A 21,663-nucleotide genomic window follows, 5' to 3' on the forward strand; every position below is an offset into this window, starting at 1 on the left:
GCGACATCCTGATTGCCCTTCTGCCATTGCACAAGCGGCATTGGAACAATAGATGGTGCGGCAGCACCTGCCTTCCGGACAGGCTGAAGAAACAGGATCAAGTGCATGACCGACAAGCTCGACGCCGCGAAATTGACGGACCGCGTCGCGGCCCTGGTCGAGGCCGCCAAACGCGCTGGCGCCGATGCCGCGGACGCCGTCGCGGTGCGTGGCCGCTCGACCGGTGTTTCGGTGCGGCTTGGCAAGGTCGAAAACACCGAAGCATCCGAGGGCGACGATGTTTCGCTGCGGGTCTTCGTCGGCCAGCGTGTGGCCAGCGTATCGGCCACCGCCGCGTCCGATCCGAAGGCGCTTGCCGAGCGTGCCGTTGCCATGGCCAAGGTGTCTCCCGAGGATCCCTACCAGGGTCTTGCCGACCCTGCGCTGCTCGCCAGGCAGACGCGCGACCTGGACCTGTTCGACGCGACCGAAGTGTCGGCCGACCAGTTGAAGGAAGCGGCCCTTGCGGCCGAAGCGGCGGCTCTCGCCGTCAAGGGCGTGACCAATTCGTCCGGCAGCAATGCCAGCGCCGGGCTGGGCGGGATGGTTCTGGCCACCTCGCACGGTTTTCTCGGCCAGTATGTCGCCTCGCGCTTTTCGCGCTCGGCCAGCGTCATTGCCGGCGAGGGCACCGGCATGGAGCGCGACTATGAATTCTCCTCGCGCCAGCATTTTGCCGATCTCGACGCGCCCGAGGATATCGGCCGCATGGCCGGCGAACGGGCCGTGCGTCGTCTTGGCGCGCGCAAGGCGGCGACCGGACCGGTCGACGTGGTGTTCGACCCGCGCGTCGCGCGCGGCATTGCCGGCCATATCGCCGGCGCCATCAACGGTGCTTCCGTTGCGCGAAAAACCTCGTTCCTGCGCGACATGATGGGCAAGCAGGTGGCCGCTGCCGCCATCACCGTCACCGACGAGCCGTTGCGGCGCCGTGGCCAGGCCTCGCGTCCATTCGATGGCGAAGGCGTCGAGGGCGAGAGGCTCCTGATGATTGAAAAGGGTGTCCTCAACCACTGGTTCCTGTCGACGTCGGCGGCGCGGGAGCTCGGCCTTGTCACCAACGGTCGCGGCGCGCGCGGCGGCTCCTCCGTCTCGCCGTCGTCGACGAACCTTGCCATCGAGGCGGGCGAGCGCTCGCCGGAGGATTTGATCGGCTCGCTCAAGACCGGCTTCTACGTCACCGAAGTGTTCGGCCAAGGCGTGGACATGCTCACCGGCGAATACAGTCGCGGCGCCTCGGGCTTCTGGATCGAAAATGGCGCGCTCGCCTATCCGGTCGCCGAAGTCACCATCGCCTCGAACCTGAAGACGATGTTCCTCAACATGGTGCCGGCCAATGACCTCGACCGCAATTTCGGCACCGCGGCCCCGACGCTCCTGATAGAAGGCATGACCCTTGCCGGAGCATGACCTGACCACTGCCGGTGCCGATCAGGACTTGCCGCTGCTGCGTGACGCCGCCCGCGAGGCCGGTCTTATCGCCATGCGCTACTTCGGCAACAATCCGCAGGTCTGGATGAAGGGCGGCACCTCGCCGGTCAGCGAAGCTGATCATGCCGCCGATGCGTATCTGCGCCAGACGCTGCTTGCGGCACGGCCGGATTATGGCTGGCTGTCGGAAGAGACGGCCGACGATCCGGCACGGCTTTCGGCGCGCCGCACCTTCGTTGTCGACCCGATCGACGGCACGCGCGGCTTCCTCGAAGGCCAGCGGACATGGTGCGTCAGCGTTGCCGTCGTCGAGAATGGCCGCACGCTCGCCGGGGTGCTCGAATGTCCGGCGATGGATGAGACCTACTCGGCGCTGCCCGCTCAGGGCGCCTTCCGCAACGACAAGCGCATCGCGGTGCGCAAGCCTGGGGACAAGGCTGAAATTTCAGGATTGAAGCAGTTGATCGACCTGGTGCCTGCCGGCTGGCAGAAGCGGCTGCAGCGGGCACCCTACATCCCCTCGCTCGCCTACCGCCTGGCGATGATCGCCAACGGGACGCTCGACGCAACGTTCGTCAAGCCGAACGCGCATGACTGGGACATCGCAGCCGCCGATCTCATTCTGCGCGAGGCGGGCGGCCAGCTGCTGGATCCGAATGGCCGGGCGCCGCTCTACGCCGGCGAGGTGATCCGCCACGGCGCGCTCGCAGCCGGCAGCGGGGACCTGCTGGCGGTGCTTGTCGATGTCATCGCCGGGCTGGATGCCTGAAAGCGTTTTCGAAGGTTCCAAAGTCGGCGGCTTTGGTCTAGACCTGTCACAAACTCACGATATGTGAAGGACCGACATGGCCGCGGAAGACGGAAAGAAACAGCTTTTGCATCTGGTGTTCGGCGGCGAACTCAAGAAGCTTGGCGGTACCGAATTCCGGGATCTCGACGCGCTCGACATCGTCGGCGTCTATCCCGACTATCAATCCGCGCACACTGCGTGGAAAGCCAAGGCGCAAGCCAGCGTGGACAATGCTCATATGCGTTATTTCGTCGTTCATCTGCACCGCCTGCTGGATCCTGATAGCAAGGCCGCCGGTTGACCTCGATGGAGCATGATCTGGCGAAACAGCCAGCCAGCGAGGCCGCGCCCACGGGCAGGGGCGGCAGCCGCACGACCAAAGCCTTCTGGCGCCGCATTCGCGAGCCGCTCGCGCAGTCCCGATTCGTCAAGAACGCCATTGCCAGCCTGCTCGCGCAGTTCGTGCGGCTGGTTCGCCTGACCAGCCCCCTGGTCGCCGGATCGGCGCGCTTTTCGGGTGGCGCCTACGCCGAGTTCGAGCCGGGGATCATTGCTCTGTGGCATGGCCAGCATCTTTTGACACCGGCTTATTACCCCAAGCGCAAGCCGTTGGTCGCCATGGTGTCGCGCAGCGCCGATGCCGAGCTCAACGCGCTGATGCTTGAGAAGTTCGGCATCGAGGCGGTGCGCGGTTCGGGTGGACGTGACAATGCCAGGCATCTGGACAAGGGCGGGGCCAAGGCGCTCATCGCCCTCAAAAAGTCGCTCACCGCAGGCAAGAACGTCGCCATGATCGCAGACATTCCCCACGGTACCCCGCGCGATGCAGGGCTCGGTATCGTTCTCCTGGCTCGCCTCTCCGGCCGGCCGCTCCTGCCCGTCGCGATCGCCACCAGCCGCCGCAAGGTGCTGGAAAAGAGCTGGGACAAGACCACCATCAACCTGCCCTTCGGCCGCTCCGCCGTGACCATCGGCGCGCCGATCTTCGTGGCGGCGGATGCCGACGACGCCGAAATGGAACGCAAGCGCCTGGAAGTGACGGCCGCCCTCAACGCCGCGACCGCCGAGGCCTACCGTCTCGTGGACGGTCCTCGATGAGCGGCCGCTGGGCCCGCACCATGCTGTCGGCATATCGATTTGCCGGCGCGGCCGCCTATCCGCTGGTCGGACCCTATGTCGCCTGGCGCACTTCGCGCGGCAAGGAAGACCGCAACCGCCGCCGCGAGCGCTACGGCGTCGCCGGCCGGCCGCGCCCCGAGGGGCCGGTGATCTGGATCCATGCCGCGAGCGTCGGCGAGACCTTGGCCGTCGTGCCGCTGGTCGAAAGCATCCTCGACTACGGCGTCAACATCGTGCTGACGACCGGCACGGTAACCTCCGCCCAGGTCGTCGACGAGCGGCTCGGCGACCGCATCATCCACCAATATGTGCCGCTCGATCTGAAGCCGGCGGTCAGCCGCTTCCTCGATCACTGGAAACCGGATCTGGCGATCATCGCCGAATCCGAGATCTGGCCGATGACCATCCTCGAACTCGGTGCTCGCCACGTGCCGCAGGTGCTGGTCAATGGCAGGCTCTCCGATCGCTCGTTCACGTCGTGGAAGAAGCGGGCCAACATCGCCGAGGCGCTGTTCGAGAATCTGGCCCATGTCGTTGCCCAGTCCGACGTCGACGGCGAGCGCTTTCGCGCGCTCGGCGCCCGGCCGGTCACGGTGTCGGGCAACCTCAAGGTCGACACCAACCCGCCTCCGGTCGACGATCGCGCGCTCGGCATTTTGCAGCGGCAGATCGGCGATCGGCCGACCTGGGCGGCGATCTCGACCCATGATGGCGAGGAAGTGGTCGCGGCGGAAGTCCACGCGACGCTGCACAAGCGTCACCACGGCCTTTTGACGATCGTCGTTCCGCGTCACCCCGATCGGGCCGAAGCCCTTGCCGCGCAGATTTCCGGCATGGGGCTGAAGGTCGCGCGGCGCAGCAAGGGCGACCGTATCGGACCCGACACGGATATCCTGCTTGGCGATACGATCGGCGAAATGGGCTTGTACCTCCGCTTGACCGAAATCGCTTTCGTCGGCCGCTCGCTGACCTCCGAAGGCGGCCAGAATCCGCTCGAGCCGGCCATGCTCGACACCGCCGTTTTGGCCGGGCGCAACGTGCAGAATTTTCGCGAGGCCTATCAGCGCCTGCTCGACAGCGGCGGCGCCAAGCTGGTGCGCGACCGCGACATGCTGGCTGGCGCCGTCAATTTCCTCCTGACCAACGAAGTGGCGCGCCACGAGATGATGGCGGCGGGGATCGCCACCGTCGACGAGATGCGCGGTGCGCTGGCACGTACGCTCAAATCGCTCGAACCATATATCCAGCCGCTGGTGGTCAAGGCGCGCCTGAAAGGCGCGAACGGGCGTTAGCGTGGCCACCGAGGCACCGCCATTCTGGTGGGAAGAGCCGGACTGGAAGGTCCTGGCGCTGTCCCCGCTGTCGGCTGTCTACGCGCTGGCCGCTGGCCGCGGCATGCGCAGGGCCCGGCGAGAGAAGATCGACGCGCCGGTTTTGTGCGTTGGCAATTTCACCGTTGGCGGCACCGGCAAGACGCCGGTGGCGATCGCGCTCGCCCAACAGGCCAGGCGCATGCAGCTGAAGCCCGGTTTCCTGTCGCGCGGCCATGGCGGCTCGTTTGCCGAGCCGCATGTCGTCGATATCAGCCATGACAGCGCCAGACATGTCGGCGACGAACCGCTGCTGCTGGCCGAACATGCTCCGGTGGCGGTGACGCCCAATCGTGCCGCCGGCGCCCGGCTGCTGCTGGAAAAACACGGCTGCGATTTCCTGATCATGGACGACGGCTTCCAGAGCGCGCGCATCCATATCGATTATGCGCTGGTCGTCGTCGATGCCCGTTACGGGATCGGCAATGGCCGCGTCATCCCGGGCGGTCCTCTCAGGGCCAAGATCGTCGACCAGCTGGTCTTCACCAGCGGGCTGCTCAAGATGGGCGAGGGCACCGCTGCCGATGCCGTGGTCCGCCGGGCAGCGCGTGCCGGCCGGCCGATCTTCGAGGCCCACACCGAGCCGAGCAGCAAGGCCGGGCTTGCTGGAAAGCGGTTTCTGGCCTTTGCCGGTATCGGTCATCCCGAAAAGTTCTTCGACACGGTGCGCGAGGCCGGCGGCGAAGTGATCCTGTCCAGGCCCTTTCCGGATCATCACTTCTACGCGGAGGACGAGCTCGCCGAACTGGCCGCGACGGCGCGGACCGAAGGCCTAGGGCTGATCACCACCGCCAAGGACGCCGCCCGGTTGCGCCACGGCGCCCCGCGGGATTTTCTCGACCGTCTCGACGTGCTGGAAATCGACACCGTGTTCGAGCTTGATCACGTGCCCGAACGCATCATCGGGGAGACGCTCGATGCCTGGCGGCAGCGCAAGCTGAAAGGCTAGCCCCGTTTGCGCAACTCCGGGTGCATCTCGATTTCGCGGCGCAGCGAGGCAGTGGCGTTCACATAAGGCTCCTGCCTGGCGACGCTCCAATATTTCAGCTCGTCCAATGGGATGTTTTCGCCCGTCACCGCGCAGCGCACGAACGAGCCGGGGCTGGTGACCTGGAAATCGCCATCGAGGTAGCGGATGCGGGCTTCCTTGCCGCCGGGGCCTTCGAAACGGTTCATCATGCAATGGCACTTGAGTTCATCGGGATTCAATCGCCATAAATCGTCGGCAAGGTCAAGCTTGGCGCAATGCTCATGTAATATTGCCCTATGGCACAATGGTTGTCAGGAAGCGCCATGGACATCGCCAATGCAAGCATGCCGTCTTTGCTGAGAGAAGCGCTCACGCCCCAGCCGGTGCCTTCGCCCAAGGCCGATCCAGCGACCGCGGCGCTGGTCAAGGTGCTCGTCCAGCCGGCGGCGCCCGCTATGGTGCAATCGGCGCAGTTCGCCACCCAGGCGCTGCAAAGCTCGCTGCCGCGACCGGCCGCTCAAACCTCGCAACGCCTGTCGTCCTCCGAGATCGAGGATGCTTACCGAGCCGTCATGGAACCTGACGCCACCCACCATGCACCGGCCCGAGCCTCGGCGGGTGGGGCAGGGGCGGATACCGATCAGGCTTCGCGCGGCTTCGCGCCGTCGCAGACGACGGCCACCGACAGCACACCCAAACTGGCGCCGGCCCTGTCCACATTTTCGCCGGCCGTCGCTTCCGCGGCGGTCCTGGTCGCGGCCAATGCCAACGCGCCGCAACCGCGCGGCGCCTCCATCCGTCCGGCTGGCCATGCGCCACGATCCGAGCCAGCTCCGTTGTCGCTGTGGACGATATCGATTGTGACGGCCATCGTCTCGGCCGTGACCTCCATGATCGTGCTTTTGCTATTCCGTTAAGCAGGGTTCACGCGATTTCCGACAGGGAACCGCCACGCATTTTCCTGGGAGTTGCACTGGCGTGCATGTCCTGAAAGCGGGCCGGCGATGGCCGGATGCCTTCGAGCCTAATCGTCATCCTGCAGGAAAGCTTCCAGCCTTGCCGAAGCAAGCCCGGCCTGTTCGGCAATGCGCCTGGCGAGATCGGTGGCGGCCGCGCGCGGCCGGCCGACCGGACGATCCAGCCAGTAGGAAACCGGATTGAGCGTGGTGCGATCGTCGACGGCGACGAGGCGCCCCGATTCTATCTGGTGCTCGGTGAGCGGCGGCCGGGCTAGCGCGATGCCGAGGCCATGGGCTGCTGCATCGAGTACCAGATTGTAGTCCTCGAAGCGGCGGTCCTGCGGGCGCGGCCGGTAGTCCACGTCCTGCGCGGCGAACCAGGCACGCCAGCCCGACGCGTCGGAATCGTTGATCAGCGGGAATTTGAGCAGCCGGGCCGGGTCACCACCGCCGATCTCCCGTGCAAGGTCTGGCGAGGCGATCGGGAAGAGATGTTCCTCGAACAGTTGCACCGAGACGCGGCCCGGGATGCGGCCGCGACCGCAGCGGACCGAAAGATCGATGCCTTCGTCGGCGAGATCGGCCTGACGGTTGTCGACGTCGAGCACGATGCGCAGGCGGGTAGGGTCGTTTTCCAGCGTTGCCATGCGCGGCATCAGCCATAGGCCGCTCACCGATGGAATGGAGGCCAGACGCACCACCGCGGTGCCACGCGGCTCCACCCAGCGGTCCGAATCGACCGAGATCAGGGCGAAAGCTTCGGTGGTCCTGAGATGCAGGCGATTGCCTTCGTTGGTCAGCGTCACGCCGCGCGCGCCGCGTTCGAACACCTTCAGACCAAGCCAGTCCTCGAGCTTGGCGATCTGCCGGCTGACGGCGCCATGGGTAAGGTTGAGCTTTTCAGCGGCGGCCGAAAAGCTTCCCGTGCGCGCCGCGGCGTCGAAGGCGCGCAATGTCTCCAGCGGCAGCATAGTGTTCGAGCTGTGATCCATGCTCACAGGTGACCCTCGATTTGGTCGTTTGTCAATCGACCCGGAAAGGCGTTTTCTGCTCTCGAAACTCGAAGATTCCGAGGGCACAGAGATGAGCACGACGACAGGCACGTTGAATTCGACACAGCGGATGGACACCACGGCCGCCATCGCCGTGGCGCTGACGGTGATCGGCTGGGCTTCCGCCTTCCCGGCGATCCGTGCCGGACTCGCCGCCTTCCAGCCGCTGGAGCTTGGCGCCCTGCGCTTTGCTATCGCCGCCGTGCCGGCGGCGATCTACCTTGCCGTCAAGCGCCCGGCACTGCCCCGGATCGGTGATTTGTGGCGCCTCGCCTTCGGCGGCGCCATCTTCGTCGCGCTCTACACCGCGATGCTCAATTTCGGCGAACTGACCGTCTCGGCTGGAGCCGCCGGCTTCATTATCAATGTCAGCCCTATCTTCACTGCCATCATGGCGATGGCGCTGCTTGGCGAGCGTTTCTCCGGCATAGCCTGGATCGGTACGGTCATTTCCTTCGCCGGCATCGGCATCATTGCCATCGCCGACGGGCATGGCCTGCATTTCAATGCCGGCGCACTGCTGGTGCTCGGCTCGGCACTCTGCTCGGCCGTCAACACCATCGTCCAGAAGCCGCTGTTTGCCCACCATCATCCGCTGACCATCGCGGCGTCCAACATGGTGCTCGGCGCGCTCTGCCTGGCGCCCTTCCTGCCCGCCGCTCTCCAGCAAGCCGCCGTCGCCAACACCGCCGGCCTCGGCGCCGTCATCTATCTCGGCATCGTGCCAAGCCTGATCGCCTATGCGGCCTGGGCGACCGCGCTGTCGCGCCTGCCCGCGGCGCGTGCTTCGAACTTCTTGTACCTGGTCTCGCCGATGTCGGCGCTGATCGGCTTCTTCTGGCTGGGCGAAGTGCCGACGCTGCTCGGCATCCTCGGCGGCGCGCTGGCGCTCGGCGGCGTTATCGTGGTGAATTTGAAACGCTAAATCAAAAGGTTGCGGTCTTTCCCTGACTCGTATCAAGAACCGCGGATTTCATCGCCAGTTGACGGCCGCCCCAACGCAAGGCAACCGTCACGTGGTCTTGGCGGATTGTCATCGCGGAGCGCAGCGAGGTTGGGATGGGAAGACGTTTTATCTCAACGGTCGTTTGCTTGTTGCTGCTCAACGCAAAAGCCGTTGCGGGTTGGTATCACGTGGAAAACTACGAGGGTTTCCTCGGGTCGTCTCCTATCCATTTCTCCATACAGACATATGACAGCTTGGGCAGCGCGCCAAGGGTCGATGGAAGCTACTTCTACGACGCGGAGCAAATCCCGATTGCGCTGTATGGCATCGTCAGCGGTACCAGGTTCGTACTGTGCGAGATTTCAGACGATAAGGAGCTTTATCGGATAATGGTGCAGGGACCGAGACCCCCTGTCGACACCACGAGGTGCCCGTTCTCCCTTGACCTCAATGAAGGCGTTGCGACAGGAAGCTGGAGCAAGGGCACGGATAGATATCCCGTCACCCTCAAGAAAATTGCGAGCCTGGATGACACCGGCGAGGGAAAGATCGACGGCACCGTCGAGATTCCGTTCTGGGCGCAGACAGCCACCGACAGGTTCTCGGGAGTTTACACGAATACCAGCGCCGGCCTTTGCATGGAAAAAATGCAGGTCATCAAAAAGAGCAGCCGCAAGGTTGTCCAGGAAATTGCCTTCGCCGATGACGACGCTTGCAGTGCCGGCATGCTGATGACGACCATCTACATGAACGTCGAGAAATGGGTGGAGCGAGGCAAGGACATTATTTCCGTGAATTTTCGAGGCGGCGGCGCCGGAACCGCGGTCGATTACGTCTTCAATTCACGAACAAGGAAATATCAGCAGAGCAAGTGAGGACTGGGCCGTTGAAACCGGTTCACCGCCGCCCGAACAGCCGCTCGATGTCCGCCAGCTTGAGTTCGATATAGGTCGGCCGGCCGTGGTTGCAGGTGCCCGAGCCGGGCGTCGCCTCCATCTGGCGCAGCAGCGCGTTCATCTCCTCGGCCTTGAGCAGCCGGCCGGAGCGCACCGAGCCGTGGCAGGCCATGGTGGCCGCGATCGTGTCCAGCCGTTCCTTGAGTGTCTCGACCGTATCGTTGTCGGCGATTTCGTCGGCGAGGTCGCGCACCAGTTGACCGACATTGGTTTCGCCCAGCATCGACGGCGTCTCGCGAACGGCAACCGCGCCCGGGCCGAAACGCTCGATGCCGAGGCCGAAGCGGGCGAGTGTTTCGGAATGCATGGCGAGGCGCTCGGCGTCCTCTTCCGGCAGGTCGATGATCTCGGGCAGAAGCAGCATCTGCGAGGGCACCGGCCGCGAGTGGAGGGCGTTCTTCAGCGCCTCGTAAACCAGCCGTTCATGCGCCGCGTGCTGGTCGACGATGACGAGTGAATCCCTGGTCTGGGCGATGATGTAGTTCTCGTGCACCTGGGCGCGTGCCGCACCCAGCACCGCGCCGAGCAGCGTCTCGGTTGCCTCATTCTGCCCCGCACGCGCATCGGCGCTGGCGAGCGGGCCGGCATCGAATGCCGCCTGGTCGCTCTCGCCGAAGCCGCCGGTTCTTGCGTTGCCGCGTTCAAAGCCTGCGCCTGCGAATTGCATGTCGAGCGGCCGCTGCGGCGAGCGCGAAGGGTCGAAGCCCGTGGGGCCGGACGCATGGAAAGCCGCTTCGTAGCTGCGATGGCCATTTGTCGGGCCACCGTGATCATAAGATGCGGCGCCCGGACGGAACGCAGCCATCATGCCGGCTGCACCCGTGGTGGCGGAGCGGATGCCGGCCTCGGCCAACGCCTGCCGGATCGCGCCGACGATCAGCCCGCGCACGAGACCCGGATCACGGAAGCGGACATCGGCCTTGGCCGGATGGACATTGACGTCGACGATGGCCGGGTCGAGCGAAAGAAACAGCACGGTCACGGCGTGGCGGTCGCGCGGCAGGACATCGGCGAATGCGCCGCGAATGGCGCCGGCGATCAGCTTGTCGCGCACCGGCCTGCCATTGACATAGGCATATTGCTGCAGCGCGTTGGCGCGGGTGAAGGACGGGATCGACACATGGCCGGTCAGATGCACGCCTTCGCGCATCGCGTCGATGGCAATGGAATTGTCGGGAAAGTCGGCGCCCATCACCTGCGCGACACGACGCAGGCTGCCGTCCGCGCTGTCCTCGGTCGCCGGCAGGTCCAGCGTCGTGCGGTCGGATCCGGCCAGCGTGAAACGCACCGTGGGGAAGGCGATGGCGATGCGCTTGACGATGTCGCTGATGGCCGAGCTCTCGGCGCGTTCGCCTTTCATGAATTTCAGCCGCGCCGGCGTGGCGAAGAACAGGTCGCGCACCTCGACCGTGGTGCCTCGATTGGCGGCCGCCGGCTTGACCGGCAGGACGCGGCCGCCGTCGATGCCGATCTCGGCGGCGCTGTCGCCCGAAGCGGTGCGCGAGCGGATCGACAGTCGCGACACCGAGCCGATCGACGGCAATGCTTCGCCGCGAAAGCCGAGCGAACGGATGTCATGGATATCCTCGGCGAGCTTGGAGGTGCAATGGCGCGCGATGGCCAGCGCCAGTTCCTGTTCGGGAATACCGAAGCCGTCATCGGTGACGCGGATCAGGTTCAGCCCGCCACCCGCTGTGACGACCTCTACCTTGCTTGCACCGGCATCGAGCGCGTTCTCGACCAGTTCCTTGACCACGCTCGCCGGACGCTCGATGACTTCGCCGGCGGCGATCTGGTTGATCATCGTTTCGGAAAGCTGGCGGATGGGCATGACGATAGTATAGGCGGATTCGTGTCGTGCGGGCGAGGGCGAACTGCGGCCGAAACGGTGAAACGACTTCACGCCTGCGCCAGCAGCCAATCCCTTACCTTGCGCGCATTGTCGCTGAGCTCGCGGTTCTTCGGCCAGATGACGTAGAATGCCGTGCCTGTCTTCATAACGTGGTCGGTGACCGGCACAAGCAGCCCCGTCGACAGCAGCCGCTCGACAAGGTGGCGCCAGCCGAGCGCGATGCCTTGCCCTTCCATGACGGCCTGGATCACAATCGCATAATCATTGATGCGCAAGCCACGCTCGGCATTGCGGAGACTGGCTCCGGCCGACTGGAACCATTCGTCCCAGTTCGGGGCCTCGCGATATGGCTCCTCCAGATGAATGAGGCGGTGTGTCGCTAGTTGTTCCACGGTCTCGGGCCTGCCGAATTTCGCCAGATAGCTGGGGCCGGCGACCGGAAAGATCTCTTCGTCCGAGAGCGACAGCGAATGATAATCCGGCCAGTCGCGCGGCACGCCGCCGCGCACCCCGAGCGGAATCCCCTCGGCGATGATGTCGAGGTCGCGATCGGCGGTCTGGATGCGCAGATCGACGCCCGGCAGTTCGTCGCGGAACTGCTGCAGGCGCGGCATCATCCAGAACGAACCAAAGGCCGTCGAGGCGGCGAGCGTCACATGGCCGCCGGTCGCCTGCAGGCGCAGGTCCTCGGCCGACTTGCGGATGTGGGAAAGGCCGAGTGAGACGTCGGCATGGAAGCGCTCGCCGGCCTCCGTCAGGAGCACCTGGCGATGGCGGCGCTGGAAGAGCTGGGCGCCGAGCTGTTCTTCCAGCCCGCGCACCGCATAGGAAACGGCGGCCTGGGTCATGCCGAGCTCGCGCCCGGCGGCGGTGAAACTCGACAACCGGCCTGCCGCCTCGAAGACGATCAGGCTGCCGGCGGAGGGCAATAGATGGCGCAGGCTTCGCATAAGCACAGCTTATACAAGAGATCAGGATTTTCCAGCGTCACATCTATATTTCGCCTCGCTAAGTTGACCGGGATCGAAGGGATGGAGGCTCCATGAACGCACCGGCCGCTGAATTGACCGAACAGACCCACCGCCGTGGCGGCGGCCGTCTCGGGCGCAAGGCGCTCCGCAGCGCACCAATTGCCTCCTTTCCGACCCTGGTACGGCAGATTCCCGTCTATCAGATGGTTCCGGACGAGGCGGTGGAACTGATCCATGAGGAGTCGCTTTCGATCCTGGAAGAGGTCGGCTGCGAATTCCGCGACGACGAGGCCATTGCCTTATGGAAGGCGGCCGGCGCCGACGTCCGGGAAACGCGGGTCCGCATCGATCGCGCGCTGCTGATGGAACTCGTCGCCAAGGTTCCCTCCGAGTTCACGCTGAACGCGCGCAATCCCGAGCGCACCGTGCGCGTCGGAGGCAAGAATTCGATCTTCGTGCCGATGTATGGCGCGCCTTATGTGCGCGACCTCGACAACAACAGGCGCTACGGCACGATCGCCGACCTCAACAATTTCCACAAGCTCGCCTACATGGCCCCGGCGCTGCACTCGTCGAGCTCGATCATCTGCGAGCCGATGGAAATTGCCGTGCCCAAGCGGCACCTGCACATCATCCATTCGGCGCTGAAATATTCCGACAAACCATTCATGGGCATCGTGACCTCCAAGGAGCGGGCGGAAGATACCATGGCGATGGCTGGCATCGTGTTCGGCGAGGAGTTCGTCCGCGACAATCCGGTGCTGGTGGCCATCACCAACTGTAATTCGCCGCTGGTCTGGGACGCCACCATGCTGGACGCCATGAGGGTGTATGCGCGTCACAACCAGCCGCTGATCCTGGCGCCCTTCGCGCTCTGCGGCGCCTCGACCTCGGCGTCCGCCGTTGGCGCGGTCGCGCAGGTCAATGCCGAGGCGCTTGCCGGCGTCGCCTTCACCCAGCTCATCCGTCCGGGCTCGCCCCAGATCTACGGCCAGTTCATGGTCACGGTCGACATGAAGACCGGCGCTCCCATGGGCGGCACGCCAGAGGCCGCCCAGATGATGTATTTGATGGGGGCGCTGGCGCGGAAATACAAACTGCCGTGGCGCACGTCCGGCTTCCATGTCGGCTCGAAGCTCAACGACGCCCAGGCGGGTTACGAAGCGAACATGCTGATGCATGCCGCCATTCTCTCCGGCGCCAATTATATCTGGCACTCGGCAGGATGGCTGGAAGCGGGTCTCACCTGCGGCTATTCAAAATTCGCCACCGACTGCGAACAGCTTGTCGGCTGGTACAAATATGCGGGCGGGCTGCCGTTCGACGATTTCAAGGAGGCCATGGCGGCAATCCGTGAGGTGGGGCCGCAGGGCCATTTCCTCGGCACCCAGCACACGCTCGACCATTTCGAGTCTGCGTTCTTCATGCCCAGTATCATGGACTTCAATTCGTTCGAACAGTGGAAGGCCGAGGGAGCAAAGGACCATGACACGCGCGGCCGCGAGAAAGCGCGCAACATGCTGGCCGACTATGAGGAGCCGAAACTCGATGAGGGCATCGCCGATGGTCTCAAGGATCTGATCGCGCGGCGCGAGGAAAAATTGCCCGACAGCGTTAGTTGAGGGAACGGGCAAAGACCCGACGGGAACAACAAGGGAGGAATGGACATGACGATTTTCCAAAGCAACGGCGATCGTGTGCCGCAGGCTATCGAAGCGATGGCCGCGGAGGCGCAAGCAGGCCGTGTCGACAGGCGCGAATTCCTGGCGCTGGCCAGCGCACTTGGGGCATCGACGGCATTTGCCTATGGCATGATCGGCCTTGCCGCGCCGACACAGGTTTTGGCCGAGGAGCCGAAAAAGGGCGGGACGCTGCACGTCTCGATGTCGATCAAGGCGCAGAAGGATCCGCGCACTTACGACTGGGTGGAACTGGCCAACATCTCGCGGACCTGGCTGGAGCCGCTGGTGCGCTATACCAAGCAGTTTACCTTCGAGCCCGTGTTGCTCGAAAGCTGGGACATTAACGACGACGCCACCGAGTACACGCTGCATGTGCGCAAGGGCGTCACCTGGAACAATGGCGATGCCTTCAACGCCGATGACGTGGTGCACAATGTGACGCGTTGGTGCGAGAAGGGCGTCGCCGGCAACTCGATGGCGGCGCGCGTCGGTGCGCTGATCGATGCCAAGACCGGCAAGGCCAGGGATGGCGCCATCACCAAGGTCGATGACAACACGGTCAAGCTGAAGCTCAGCGAGCCCGACATTTCGCTGATACCCAATTTCACCGATTATCCGGCACTCGTCGTGCACCGCAATTTCGACGCCGATGGCGCCGATCCGATCAAGAAGCCGATCGGCACGGGAGCGTTTGAGCTGGTGTCTTACGACGTCGGCCAGAAGGCGGTGGTCAAGCGCCGCGAGAACGGCAAATGGTGGGGAGGCGAGGCGCCGCTCGACGGGATCGAATTCATCGATTACGGCACCGACTTCAACGCTACGGTCAATGCATTCGATTCCGGTGAAATCGACCTCAACTTCGAGTCGCCCGCCGACTTCATCGACATTCTCGACAAGATGGGGCTGCAGAAATCGGAGGTCGCGACCGCCACCACGCTGGTTGCCCGCACCAACATCACGCACAAGCCTTATGACGACCAGCGCGTTCGCAATGCCCTGCAGATGGCAGTCGACAACAATGCGGTGCTGCAGCTCGGCTATAATGGGCGCGGCACGGTCGGCGAGAACCACCATGTCAGCCCGATCCATCCTGAATATTATCCGCTCCCCAAGAAGGAGCGCGATGCCGCCGGCGCCAAGAAGCTGATGGCGGACGCGGGTCAGGCCGACTTCGAGCATGAACTGATTACCATCGAGGACGACTGGCAGAAGAACACCGGCGATGCGATCGCCGGCCAGTTGCGTGACGCCGGCATCAAGGTCAAGCGCACCGTGCTGCCGGGCTCCACCTTCTGGAACGATTGGACGAAATATCCCTATTCGATGACCATCTGGTACATGCGCCCGCTCGGCGTCCAGGTGCTGGCGCTGGGATACCGCACCGGCGAGGCGTGGAACGAATCGGCTTATTCCAATCCTGATTTCGACGCCAAGCTCAAGCAGGCGCTCTCGCTGATCGACGTCGCCAAGCGCAAGGAGGTGATGAAGGATGTCGAGCAGATCCTGCAGGACTCCGGCGTCATCATCCAGCCGTTCTGGCAGAAGCTCTACAGCCATACGAACAAGAAGGTGAAGAACTACGGTGTCCACCAGACCTTCGAAATGGACCTCCAGAACGTCTGGCTGGACGCCTAGCTTCAAGGATCGTGGCAAAGCCGGCACCCCCGAGGTGTCGGCTTTCCGGCAAAGAGCGACTTGGGTTGCGAGCGCTGGCGCCCGGGTGCCGCCGCCAAGGCTTTGAAGGGAGCGGTGCATGTCTGGGCGGGTCTTCAACCGGCTGTTCACGCCGGCTACTCTGCGCGGCAAGACGTTACGCAACAGGATCGTGTTCGGAGCCCACACCGCCAATATGGCGGTGGAGGGGCTGCCGACCGCGCGGCATGTCGGTTATTACGCGGAACGCGCCATCGGCGGCGCCGGCATGATCGTGGTCGAGCCGATGCCCGTGCATCGGGCCGCCGTGCTGACACGCGGCAACTTCAGCCCTTCCGATGACCGCGTCATCCCGCATTTTCGCAAGGTGACAGAGGCGATCCGCGGCAACGGCGCCGTCGCCATCCAGCAGCTCTATCATGTCGGTCAGCACGCGGACGCGGACAACTCGTTCCATGCCGGCTGGTCGCCTTCCGGCCTGCCCAGCTATCACGACTCCGACGGCTCGCATCGGATGTCCGAAGCCGAGATTGAAGAAACGATCGACGGCTTTGTCCAGGCGGCGCGCCGCTGCCGCGAGGCCGGCTTCGACGGCGTCGAGGTCTGGGCGGCGTACCATTCGATGCTGGACCAGTTCTGGACGCCCTGGTCGAACCGCCGGGACGACCGGTGGGGCGGCAGCCTTGAAAACCGCACGCGGGTGAGCCGTGAGGTGATGACCAGGATTCGCCGGGAATGCGGCGATGATTTCATCATCGGTCTTGCAGTCAATGACGAACCGGAAGTCGAAGTGGCGCTGAAGCGCGAAGCGCTGGCCGAGATAATCGACCTCCACGACCGCGATGCCTTGATGGACTATGTGACTTGTGGAACGGGTTCCTACTTCGATTTCTACAAGATCATGCCGACCTTTGTTTATCCCGAAAAGCTCGGCGTGGATCTTGCGGCGGTGCTCAAATCCACCGTGCGCCACGCGCTGATCACCGCCGAAAGCCATATCCGTACCCCCGAGAACGCCGAGAGCGTGCTGAGCGAAGGCCGCGCTGACCTCGTTTCCATCGTGCGCGGGCAGATCGCCGATCCGCATCTGGCTGCAAAGGCTGCCGCCGGACGGCCGCAGGACATTCGCGGCTGTCTGTCCTGCAACCAGATGTGCTGGGGCCGGCGCAGCCGCGACTACTGGATCAGCTGCGTCATCAATCCCTCGGCGGGGCGGGAATGGGAGTGGGGCGGCGATCGCTTTACTCCGGCCGCCCAGCCGAAGCGCGTGCTGGTCGTGGGCGGCGGCCCGGCCGGCCTCGAAGCGGCGCGCGCCGCGGCCGAGCGCGGTCATCGCGTCACACTGGCCGAGGCTTCCGACCGCCTTGGGGGACAGTTCCGTCTTGCCGGACTGCAGCCGCGCCGTGCCCAGATTCTGGATCTGATTAGCTGGTACGAGCGTCAGCTCGGCCAGCTTCAGGTCGACATCCGTTACGGGCAATATGTCGAAGCCGATGATGTCGAGCACGAAGGCGCGGATCACGTCATCATCGCCACCGGCTCGATGCCGCCAGACGGCGCTTTCCAGCGGGCCTTGCCGCAGTGGGACAGCATTCCGGGCGGTGGCCCGGTGCTCTCGGCCGAGGCGGTGATGGCTCGTGAGGCGAGGCCGGGAAAAAATGTTCTGTTGCTGGACGATGGCGGCAATTGGAAAGGCTGCGGCACCGCCTGGAAACTCGCCGAGGACGGTCACGATGTGACGCTTGTGACCCCGGACGCCCTGGTCGGCAAAGAGCTTCAGCGAATGGCCGTCGACGCGCCGCTGCGCCGGGCGCTCGCCAAACTGCGCGTGCGGTTCGTGACCGAGAGCGGCATCGTGCACTGGGATGGCAGGATGGCCAGGATTGCTTCGCTGCTCGACGGGACCGAGCAGGAGGTCGAGGCCGACGCTTTGGTCTTCGCCGCCACCAGCATGGCGCAGCACAGCCTGTCCATCGAGCTCGAACGGCGCGGAATTGCGCATACCTCCATTGGCGATTGTACCGCCTCCAGACAGGCGGCATTTGCCATTCATGACGGGCGCAAGGTGGCGCTTGGTCTTTGACGATCGCGAAAGGCGCCGGACCAGGCAAGGCATGAACGGGGCTGATGTCCGAATGCGTATCCAGTCAATCAAAGTCTATCAGGTGCTTCTGCCTGTCAAAGGCGGTGCCTACCGGATGGCCAGTGATAGCGTGCGGAATTTGGACAGCACGCTGGTTGAAGTGATCACCGAGGATGGACTGTCAGGCTGGGGTGAGACGTGCCCGATCGGCCCTGTTTATCAGCCCCAACATGCGCTGGGCGCGAGAGCGGCAATTGCCGAAATAGCGCCTGGACTTGTCGGCGAGGATACAACGTCCATGCGCCGCCTCGCCAAAAGAATGGACGAGCGGCTGAACGGGCACAACTATGCCAAGGCGGCCTTGGATATAGCTTTCCTCGACCTCACCGGCCAGCGGCTGGGCGTCCCGGTCTCAACCCTTCTCGGTGGTGCGCTCACCGATCGTGTGCCGTCTTACTACTCGACGATCGTCGGTGCTCCCGACGAGACCGCGCGTATTGCCGCCGACAAGGTCAACGCCGGATATGCACGGCTTCAGATCAAGATCGGCGGACGGGATCTCGAACAGGACGTCGCCACCGTGCACAAAGTATGGGAGGCCGTTGGCTTCAAGGCCCGGATAGCCGTCGACGCCAATCGTGGCCTGACCGCTGCCGCGGCGCTGCACATCGATCGGCTTTGCCAGGCAATCCCATTCGTGTTCGAACAGCCTTGCAACACCATGGAGGAAGTGGCGGGTCTCAAGGGACGCGTTACACATCCGATCTATCTCGATGAGAATACCGAGGATTTGAATGCCGTGTTGCGGGCAGTTTCGTCAGGTATCGCGGATGGATTCGGATTGAAGGTCACCCGCCTCGGCGGCCTCACCAAGATGGCCACGGTCCGCGACCTGTGTGCGATACGATCTCTTCCGCACAGTTGCGACGACGCCTGGGGCGGAGACGTCATCGCCGCGGCCTGCGTGCACCTCGCCGCTACCGTCGAGCCGAGACGTTTTGAGGGAGCCTGGATCGCGCAGGAATACATCGAAGGGCATACCGATCCCGTAAACCCGATCGTGATCGAGAACGGGCATATACGCGTCCCGCAGATCCCAGGGCTCGGCGTCAGGCCTGAGCGCTCCCAACTCAACGCGCCGATCGCTACTTTCGGAGACTAAGGATCGTTGGATGTGATCTATGCAAGTAGACGAGCCACCCGAAGGCTTCATGAGCCGCAAAAAAGCCGATATGCACGATGCGTGGTATTGATTGCTTTCCGCAGCCAAACATTCGGGGAAATCCATGAAACTGCTGCTCGCCGCCGTCTTGTCGATTGCCGCACCAGCCGCCGCATTGGCCGGTCCGGCGTCCGACGCCGTGAAGTTCTTCTATGTCCCGCAGGTCAAGTTCGAGGCCGACGCGCAATACCGCGATCGCTTCACCGAGCCGGTGACGAAACTGTTCGACCTCAACGACCAGGCGACCAAGAAGAATCCGGACCAGGTCGCCTGCATCGACTTCGACCCGGGCCTCGACGCGCAGGATTTCGACCAGAAGACCATCTCCAAGACCTTGAAATTGTCCGAGACGGTGGATGGCGACGCGGCACAAGTGGTGGCGAATTTCAGTCTCTTGCCGGAAGGAGACGATTCGCAGCGCGAAATGCACTGGTCGCTGAAGAAGGTCGACGGCAAGTGGAAGATATCGGACATTGCATCGAAGACCAGCGCCTGGACGCTGAGCCAGCTCGAATGCATGGCAGGCCAAGATCCGGAGTGATGCAATGGCCGGTCGCGCGCTCCTGTTATTGTCGGCCATGTGCCTGCTGGCGGCTGGCTTGAACGGCGCGGCTGCTCAGGGCCTGTTAGGCGCGCCGCCGGCAAATGCTCCGGCCGGGACCGCGCCCGATGACAGCGGCACGCCGCCGGCGACCGCGCCTGGCGGAGCTGCGGAGCCGGCGACGCCACCTGTCGCATGGCCGCCGAGCGGGCCCGCCACCCCCATCCAGCCGGGATCGCCGACAGCGGTTGTGCGGCCGTTCTACGATCAGGTCGGCCTGGAGATCGATCCGGCTCAGCGCGGCCATTTCATCGACCCGGCGAAAACCGTGCTCGACAAAAGCGATGCCTTGCGCAAATCCGGGCAGGGCGAGTGCCTGGACCCCAACATGGCGTTCGACAATGCGGACTATGACAAGGCCGAGATCGACAAGAGCCTGAAGACGCTCGAATCAATCAATGGCGATCAGGCCAAGGTCATCGTCGCCTTCGTCGTCGCCGGCAACCCGCACCGCCTTGAATGGAAGTTCAAGAAGGTCGACGGCGAATGGAAGATATCGGACCTTTTGTCGGTGACCGGCGAATGGGCGCTCAGCCAGTACCAGTGCGAATGAGCCGTCGTCAGCTTCCGGGTGGTCGGCAATGAAGCTTGGCGGTTTGCTCGCGATAGCGCTAGTCGGACTCGGCGCTGCCGCTTGCGTCGTCGATTGGCGGATCGGCACGATGCTGATCGCCCGCGAACCCTGGCAAGCTTTGGCGCTGCCCGGCGACTTGCCCGTCGAGCGCGTCGTGCTCGACCAGCCCGGCGCGCCCGAACTGGTTGGCTGGGTGGCCGATCGAAAGGGCAGTTGCGGTACGATCGTTCTACTGCACGGCCGCGGCGCCAACAGGCTCGCTTTGGTGCAAAGGGCAAAATTGCTGCTCGACGCCGGTTATTCCGTCATCCTGTTCGATCTGTCGGGGCACGGCGAGAGCGGCGGGGCCGTTCAAGGTTTTGGCTACAGTGAAGGCCAGGATGCGATCCGCATCATGGCCTTCGCCAGGCAAAGGTTTCCCGACCAGAAGCTTGGCGCCGTCGGCTCATCGCTTGGTGCCGCCGCTCTCGTCTTTGCCGCCCCGCAAGCGCCTGCCGATGCCTATGTGCTGGAGCAGCTCTACGCGACCTTGCGCGAAACAACGGCTTGGCGAATGCCTTTCCACTTCTGGCGCGGTTTCCAGGCCGACGTCCTGCTGGCGCAGATGCCGCTTCGCCTCGGGTTGAGCGCCGATGACGTCAGGCCGGTCGACCGTCTCGGCAAAATCGGCAGGCCGCTGATGCTGCTCGCAGGTAGCATCGATCCCTTCATCGATCGCGGTCAGGTACTGGCGCTGCGGAATGCTGCCGACGGCTCTCAACTGGTCTGGTTCGAAGGGGCAGGTCACGTTGACCTGCTGCGCTACGACCAGCCGCGCTATCGCGATGCTGTCCTCCCCTTCCTTGCAACAAGCCTTTGCCGGACCGGTGCCGGCAATGGCTGACATCAGCTCAGCCGCGCCCGCGATAGGGGGCGACGCCGGTGTCCGGCAGCCAGGCGCCCTCGGGCGGAGTGCCGGTCTGCCAGAAGACATCGATCGGAATGCCGCCGCGCGGATACCAATAGCCGCCTATGCGCAACCACAACGGCTTGGTCGCGGCCACGATGCGACGGCCGATCATCACCGTGCAGTCTTCATGGAAAGCGCCATGGTTGCGAAACGAGGTCATGAACAGCTTGAGCGACTTCGATTCCACCAGGGCCGCGTCGGGTGCGTAGTCGATGACGATATGGGCGAAATCCGGCTGTCCGGTCACCGGACAGAGCGAGGTGAATTCCGGGACGGTGAAACGCACGATCGCCGGCGGTCCGTCACCGCGCTGAAACGGCACGGTTTCCAGGACCGCAGCTTCGGGACTCTGTGGCGTCTCGACGTGCGTGCCGAGTTGGGTGAGATTTTTGGTATCGATCATGAGCGGTTTCCTTGGATTTGCCGCTCATTAGCACAAATTAA

At 64.1% G+C, this 21,663-nt stretch carries 21 protein-coding genes; 16 read left to right on the forward strand and 5 right to left on the reverse strand.

From position 1 onward, the window contains the following. Positions 1-105: 105 nt before the first annotated feature. From EN804_RS13765 to lpxK, 6 genes are all read left to right on the forward strand, one after another. Entirely contained in the window at positions 106-1,449 is a 1,344-nt protein-coding gene (locus EN804_RS13765) for a TldD/PmbA family protein (RefSeq protein ID WP_127869691.1), read from the forward strand. Then, complete coding sequence (locus EN804_RS13770; RefSeq protein WP_135919791.1) at positions 1,436-2,239, forward strand: 3'(2'),5'-bisphosphate nucleotidase CysQ; 804 nt, start codon at positions 1,436-1,438, stop codon at positions 2,237-2,239. Before EN804_RS13765 ends, EN804_RS13770 begins: the two co-directional genes overlap by 14 nt. Before the next feature lie 76 nt (positions 2,240-2,315). Then, positions 2,316-2,561, forward strand: coding sequence for a DUF4170 domain-containing protein (locus EN804_RS13775; protein ID WP_015318348.1), 246 nt, complete (start codon positions 2,316-2,318; stop codon positions 2,559-2,561). A gap of 5 nt (positions 2,562-2,566) precedes the next feature. Further along, positions 2,567-3,358, forward strand: coding sequence for a lysophospholipid acyltransferase family protein (locus tag EN804_RS13780; protein ID WP_127280825.1), 792 nt, complete (start codon positions 2,567-2,569; stop codon positions 3,356-3,358). Then, positions 3,355-4,671, forward strand: a complete 1,317-nt coding sequence (waaA, locus tag EN804_RS13785; RefSeq protein ID WP_127869690.1) for a lipid IV(A) 3-deoxy-D-manno-octulosonic acid transferase — start codon at positions 3,355-3,357, stop codon at positions 4,669-4,671. Before EN804_RS13780 ends, waaA begins: the two co-directional genes overlap by 4 nt. Before the next feature lies 1 nt (position 4,672). After that, complete coding sequence (gene lpxK, locus EN804_RS13790; protein ID WP_135919793.1) at positions 4,673-5,698, forward strand: tetraacyldisaccharide 4'-kinase; 1,026 nt, start codon at positions 4,673-4,675, stop codon at positions 5,696-5,698. Here lpxK and EN804_RS13795 read toward each other — a convergent pair. Next, on the reverse strand, positions 5,695-5,928 hold the full coding sequence (locus EN804_RS13795; protein WP_127278225.1) for a DUF2093 domain-containing protein: 234 nt from the start codon (positions 5,926-5,928) through the stop codon (positions 5,695-5,697). The genes lpxK and EN804_RS13795 overlap by 4 nt on opposite strands. A 114-nt stretch (positions 5,929-6,042) precedes the next feature. On the opposite strand from EN804_RS13795, the gene EN804_RS13800 reads away from it, so the two are divergent. Next, positions 6,043-6,636, forward strand: a complete 594-nt coding sequence (locus EN804_RS13800; RefSeq protein ID WP_135919795.1) for a hypothetical protein — start codon at positions 6,043-6,045, stop codon at positions 6,634-6,636. Positions 6,637-6,743: 107 nt separating this feature from the next. Here the strand turns inward: EN804_RS13800 and EN804_RS13805 are convergent, their stop codons facing one another. After that, entirely contained in the window at positions 6,744-7,670 is a 927-nt protein-coding gene (locus EN804_RS13805) for a LysR substrate-binding domain-containing protein (RefSeq protein WP_135919797.1), read from the reverse strand. A 91-nt stretch (positions 7,671-7,761) separates the two neighbouring features. Here EN804_RS13805 and EN804_RS13810 point away from each other — a divergent pair, with 91 nt between their 5' ends. Then, complete coding sequence (locus tag EN804_RS13810; protein ID WP_135919800.1) at positions 7,762-8,655, forward strand: DMT family transporter; 894 nt, start codon at positions 7,762-7,764, stop codon at positions 8,653-8,655. Positions 8,656-8,789: 134 nt separating this feature from the next. Beyond that, a complete protein-coding gene (locus tag EN804_RS13820; RefSeq protein ID WP_210237367.1) occupies positions 8,790-9,551 on the forward strand; it encodes a hypothetical protein in 762 nt (253 codons plus the stop codon). A gap of 22 nt (positions 9,552-9,573) precedes the next feature. On the opposite strand, the gene mutL is transcribed toward EN804_RS13820, so the two are convergent. Further along, entirely contained in the window at positions 9,574-11,463 is a 1,890-nt protein-coding gene (mutL, locus tag EN804_RS13825; protein ID WP_135919880.1) for a DNA mismatch repair endonuclease MutL, read from the reverse strand. Between the two features lie 68 nt (positions 11,464-11,531). Next, positions 11,532-12,434 carry a LysR substrate-binding domain-containing protein gene (locus EN804_RS13830; protein ID WP_127278231.1) on the reverse strand — a complete coding sequence of 301 codons (903 nt, stop codon included), beginning with the start codon at positions 12,432-12,434 and terminating at the stop codon, positions 11,532-11,534. A 92-nt stretch (positions 12,435-12,526) separates the two neighbouring features. Here EN804_RS13830 and EN804_RS13835 point away from each other — a divergent pair, with 92 nt between their 5' ends. From EN804_RS13835 to EN804_RS13865, 7 genes are all read left to right on the forward strand, one after another. Beyond that, positions 12,527-14,077: a trimethylamine methyltransferase family protein gene (locus tag EN804_RS13835; protein WP_135883610.1), complete on the forward strand. Its 1,551-nt coding sequence runs from the start codon at positions 12,527-12,529 to the stop codon at positions 14,075-14,077. Positions 14,078-14,122: 45 nt separating this feature from the next. Further along, complete coding sequence (locus tag EN804_RS13840; protein ID WP_135919805.1) at positions 14,123-15,772, forward strand: ABC transporter substrate-binding protein; 1,650 nt, start codon at positions 14,123-14,125, stop codon at positions 15,770-15,772. A gap of 118 nt (positions 15,773-15,890) precedes the next feature. Then, a complete protein-coding gene (locus tag EN804_RS13845) occupies positions 15,891-17,873 on the forward strand; it encodes an FAD-dependent oxidoreductase (RefSeq protein ID WP_135919807.1) in 1,983 nt (660 codons plus the stop codon). A gap of 52 nt (positions 17,874-17,925) precedes the next feature. Further along, on the forward strand, positions 17,926-19,035 hold the full coding sequence (locus EN804_RS13850) for a mandelate racemase/muconate lactonizing enzyme family protein (protein ID WP_135883658.1): 1,110 nt from the start codon (positions 17,926-17,928) through the stop codon (positions 19,033-19,035). A 124-nt stretch (positions 19,036-19,159) separates the two neighbouring features. Continuing rightward, entirely contained in the window at positions 19,160-19,636 is a 477-nt protein-coding gene (locus EN804_RS13855) for a DUF3828 domain-containing protein (protein WP_127280283.1), read from the forward strand. Positions 19,637-19,640: 4 nt separating this feature from the next. After that, positions 19,641-20,249, forward strand: a complete 609-nt coding sequence (locus EN804_RS13860) for a hypothetical protein (RefSeq protein ID WP_127280282.1) — start codon at positions 19,641-19,643, stop codon at positions 20,247-20,249. Between the two features lie 28 nt (positions 20,250-20,277). Then, positions 20,278-21,153, forward strand: coding sequence for an alpha/beta fold hydrolase (locus EN804_RS13865; protein WP_127869684.1), 876 nt, complete (start codon positions 20,278-20,280; stop codon positions 21,151-21,153). Between the two features lie 7 nt (positions 21,154-21,160). Here the strand turns inward: EN804_RS13865 and queF are convergent, their stop codons facing one another. Beyond that, positions 21,161-21,622: a preQ(1) synthase gene (queF, locus tag EN804_RS13870; RefSeq protein WP_127869683.1), complete on the reverse strand. Its 462-nt coding sequence runs from the start codon at positions 21,620-21,622 to the stop codon at positions 21,161-21,163. Between the last annotated feature and the right edge of the window lie 41 nt (positions 21,623-21,663).

The sequence above is a fragment of the Mesorhizobium sp. M8A.F.Ca.ET.161.01.1.1 genome (genome assembly GCF_004792105.1).
Classification (GTDB): Bacteria; Pseudomonadota; Alphaproteobacteria; order Rhizobiales; family Rhizobiaceae; genus Mesorhizobium.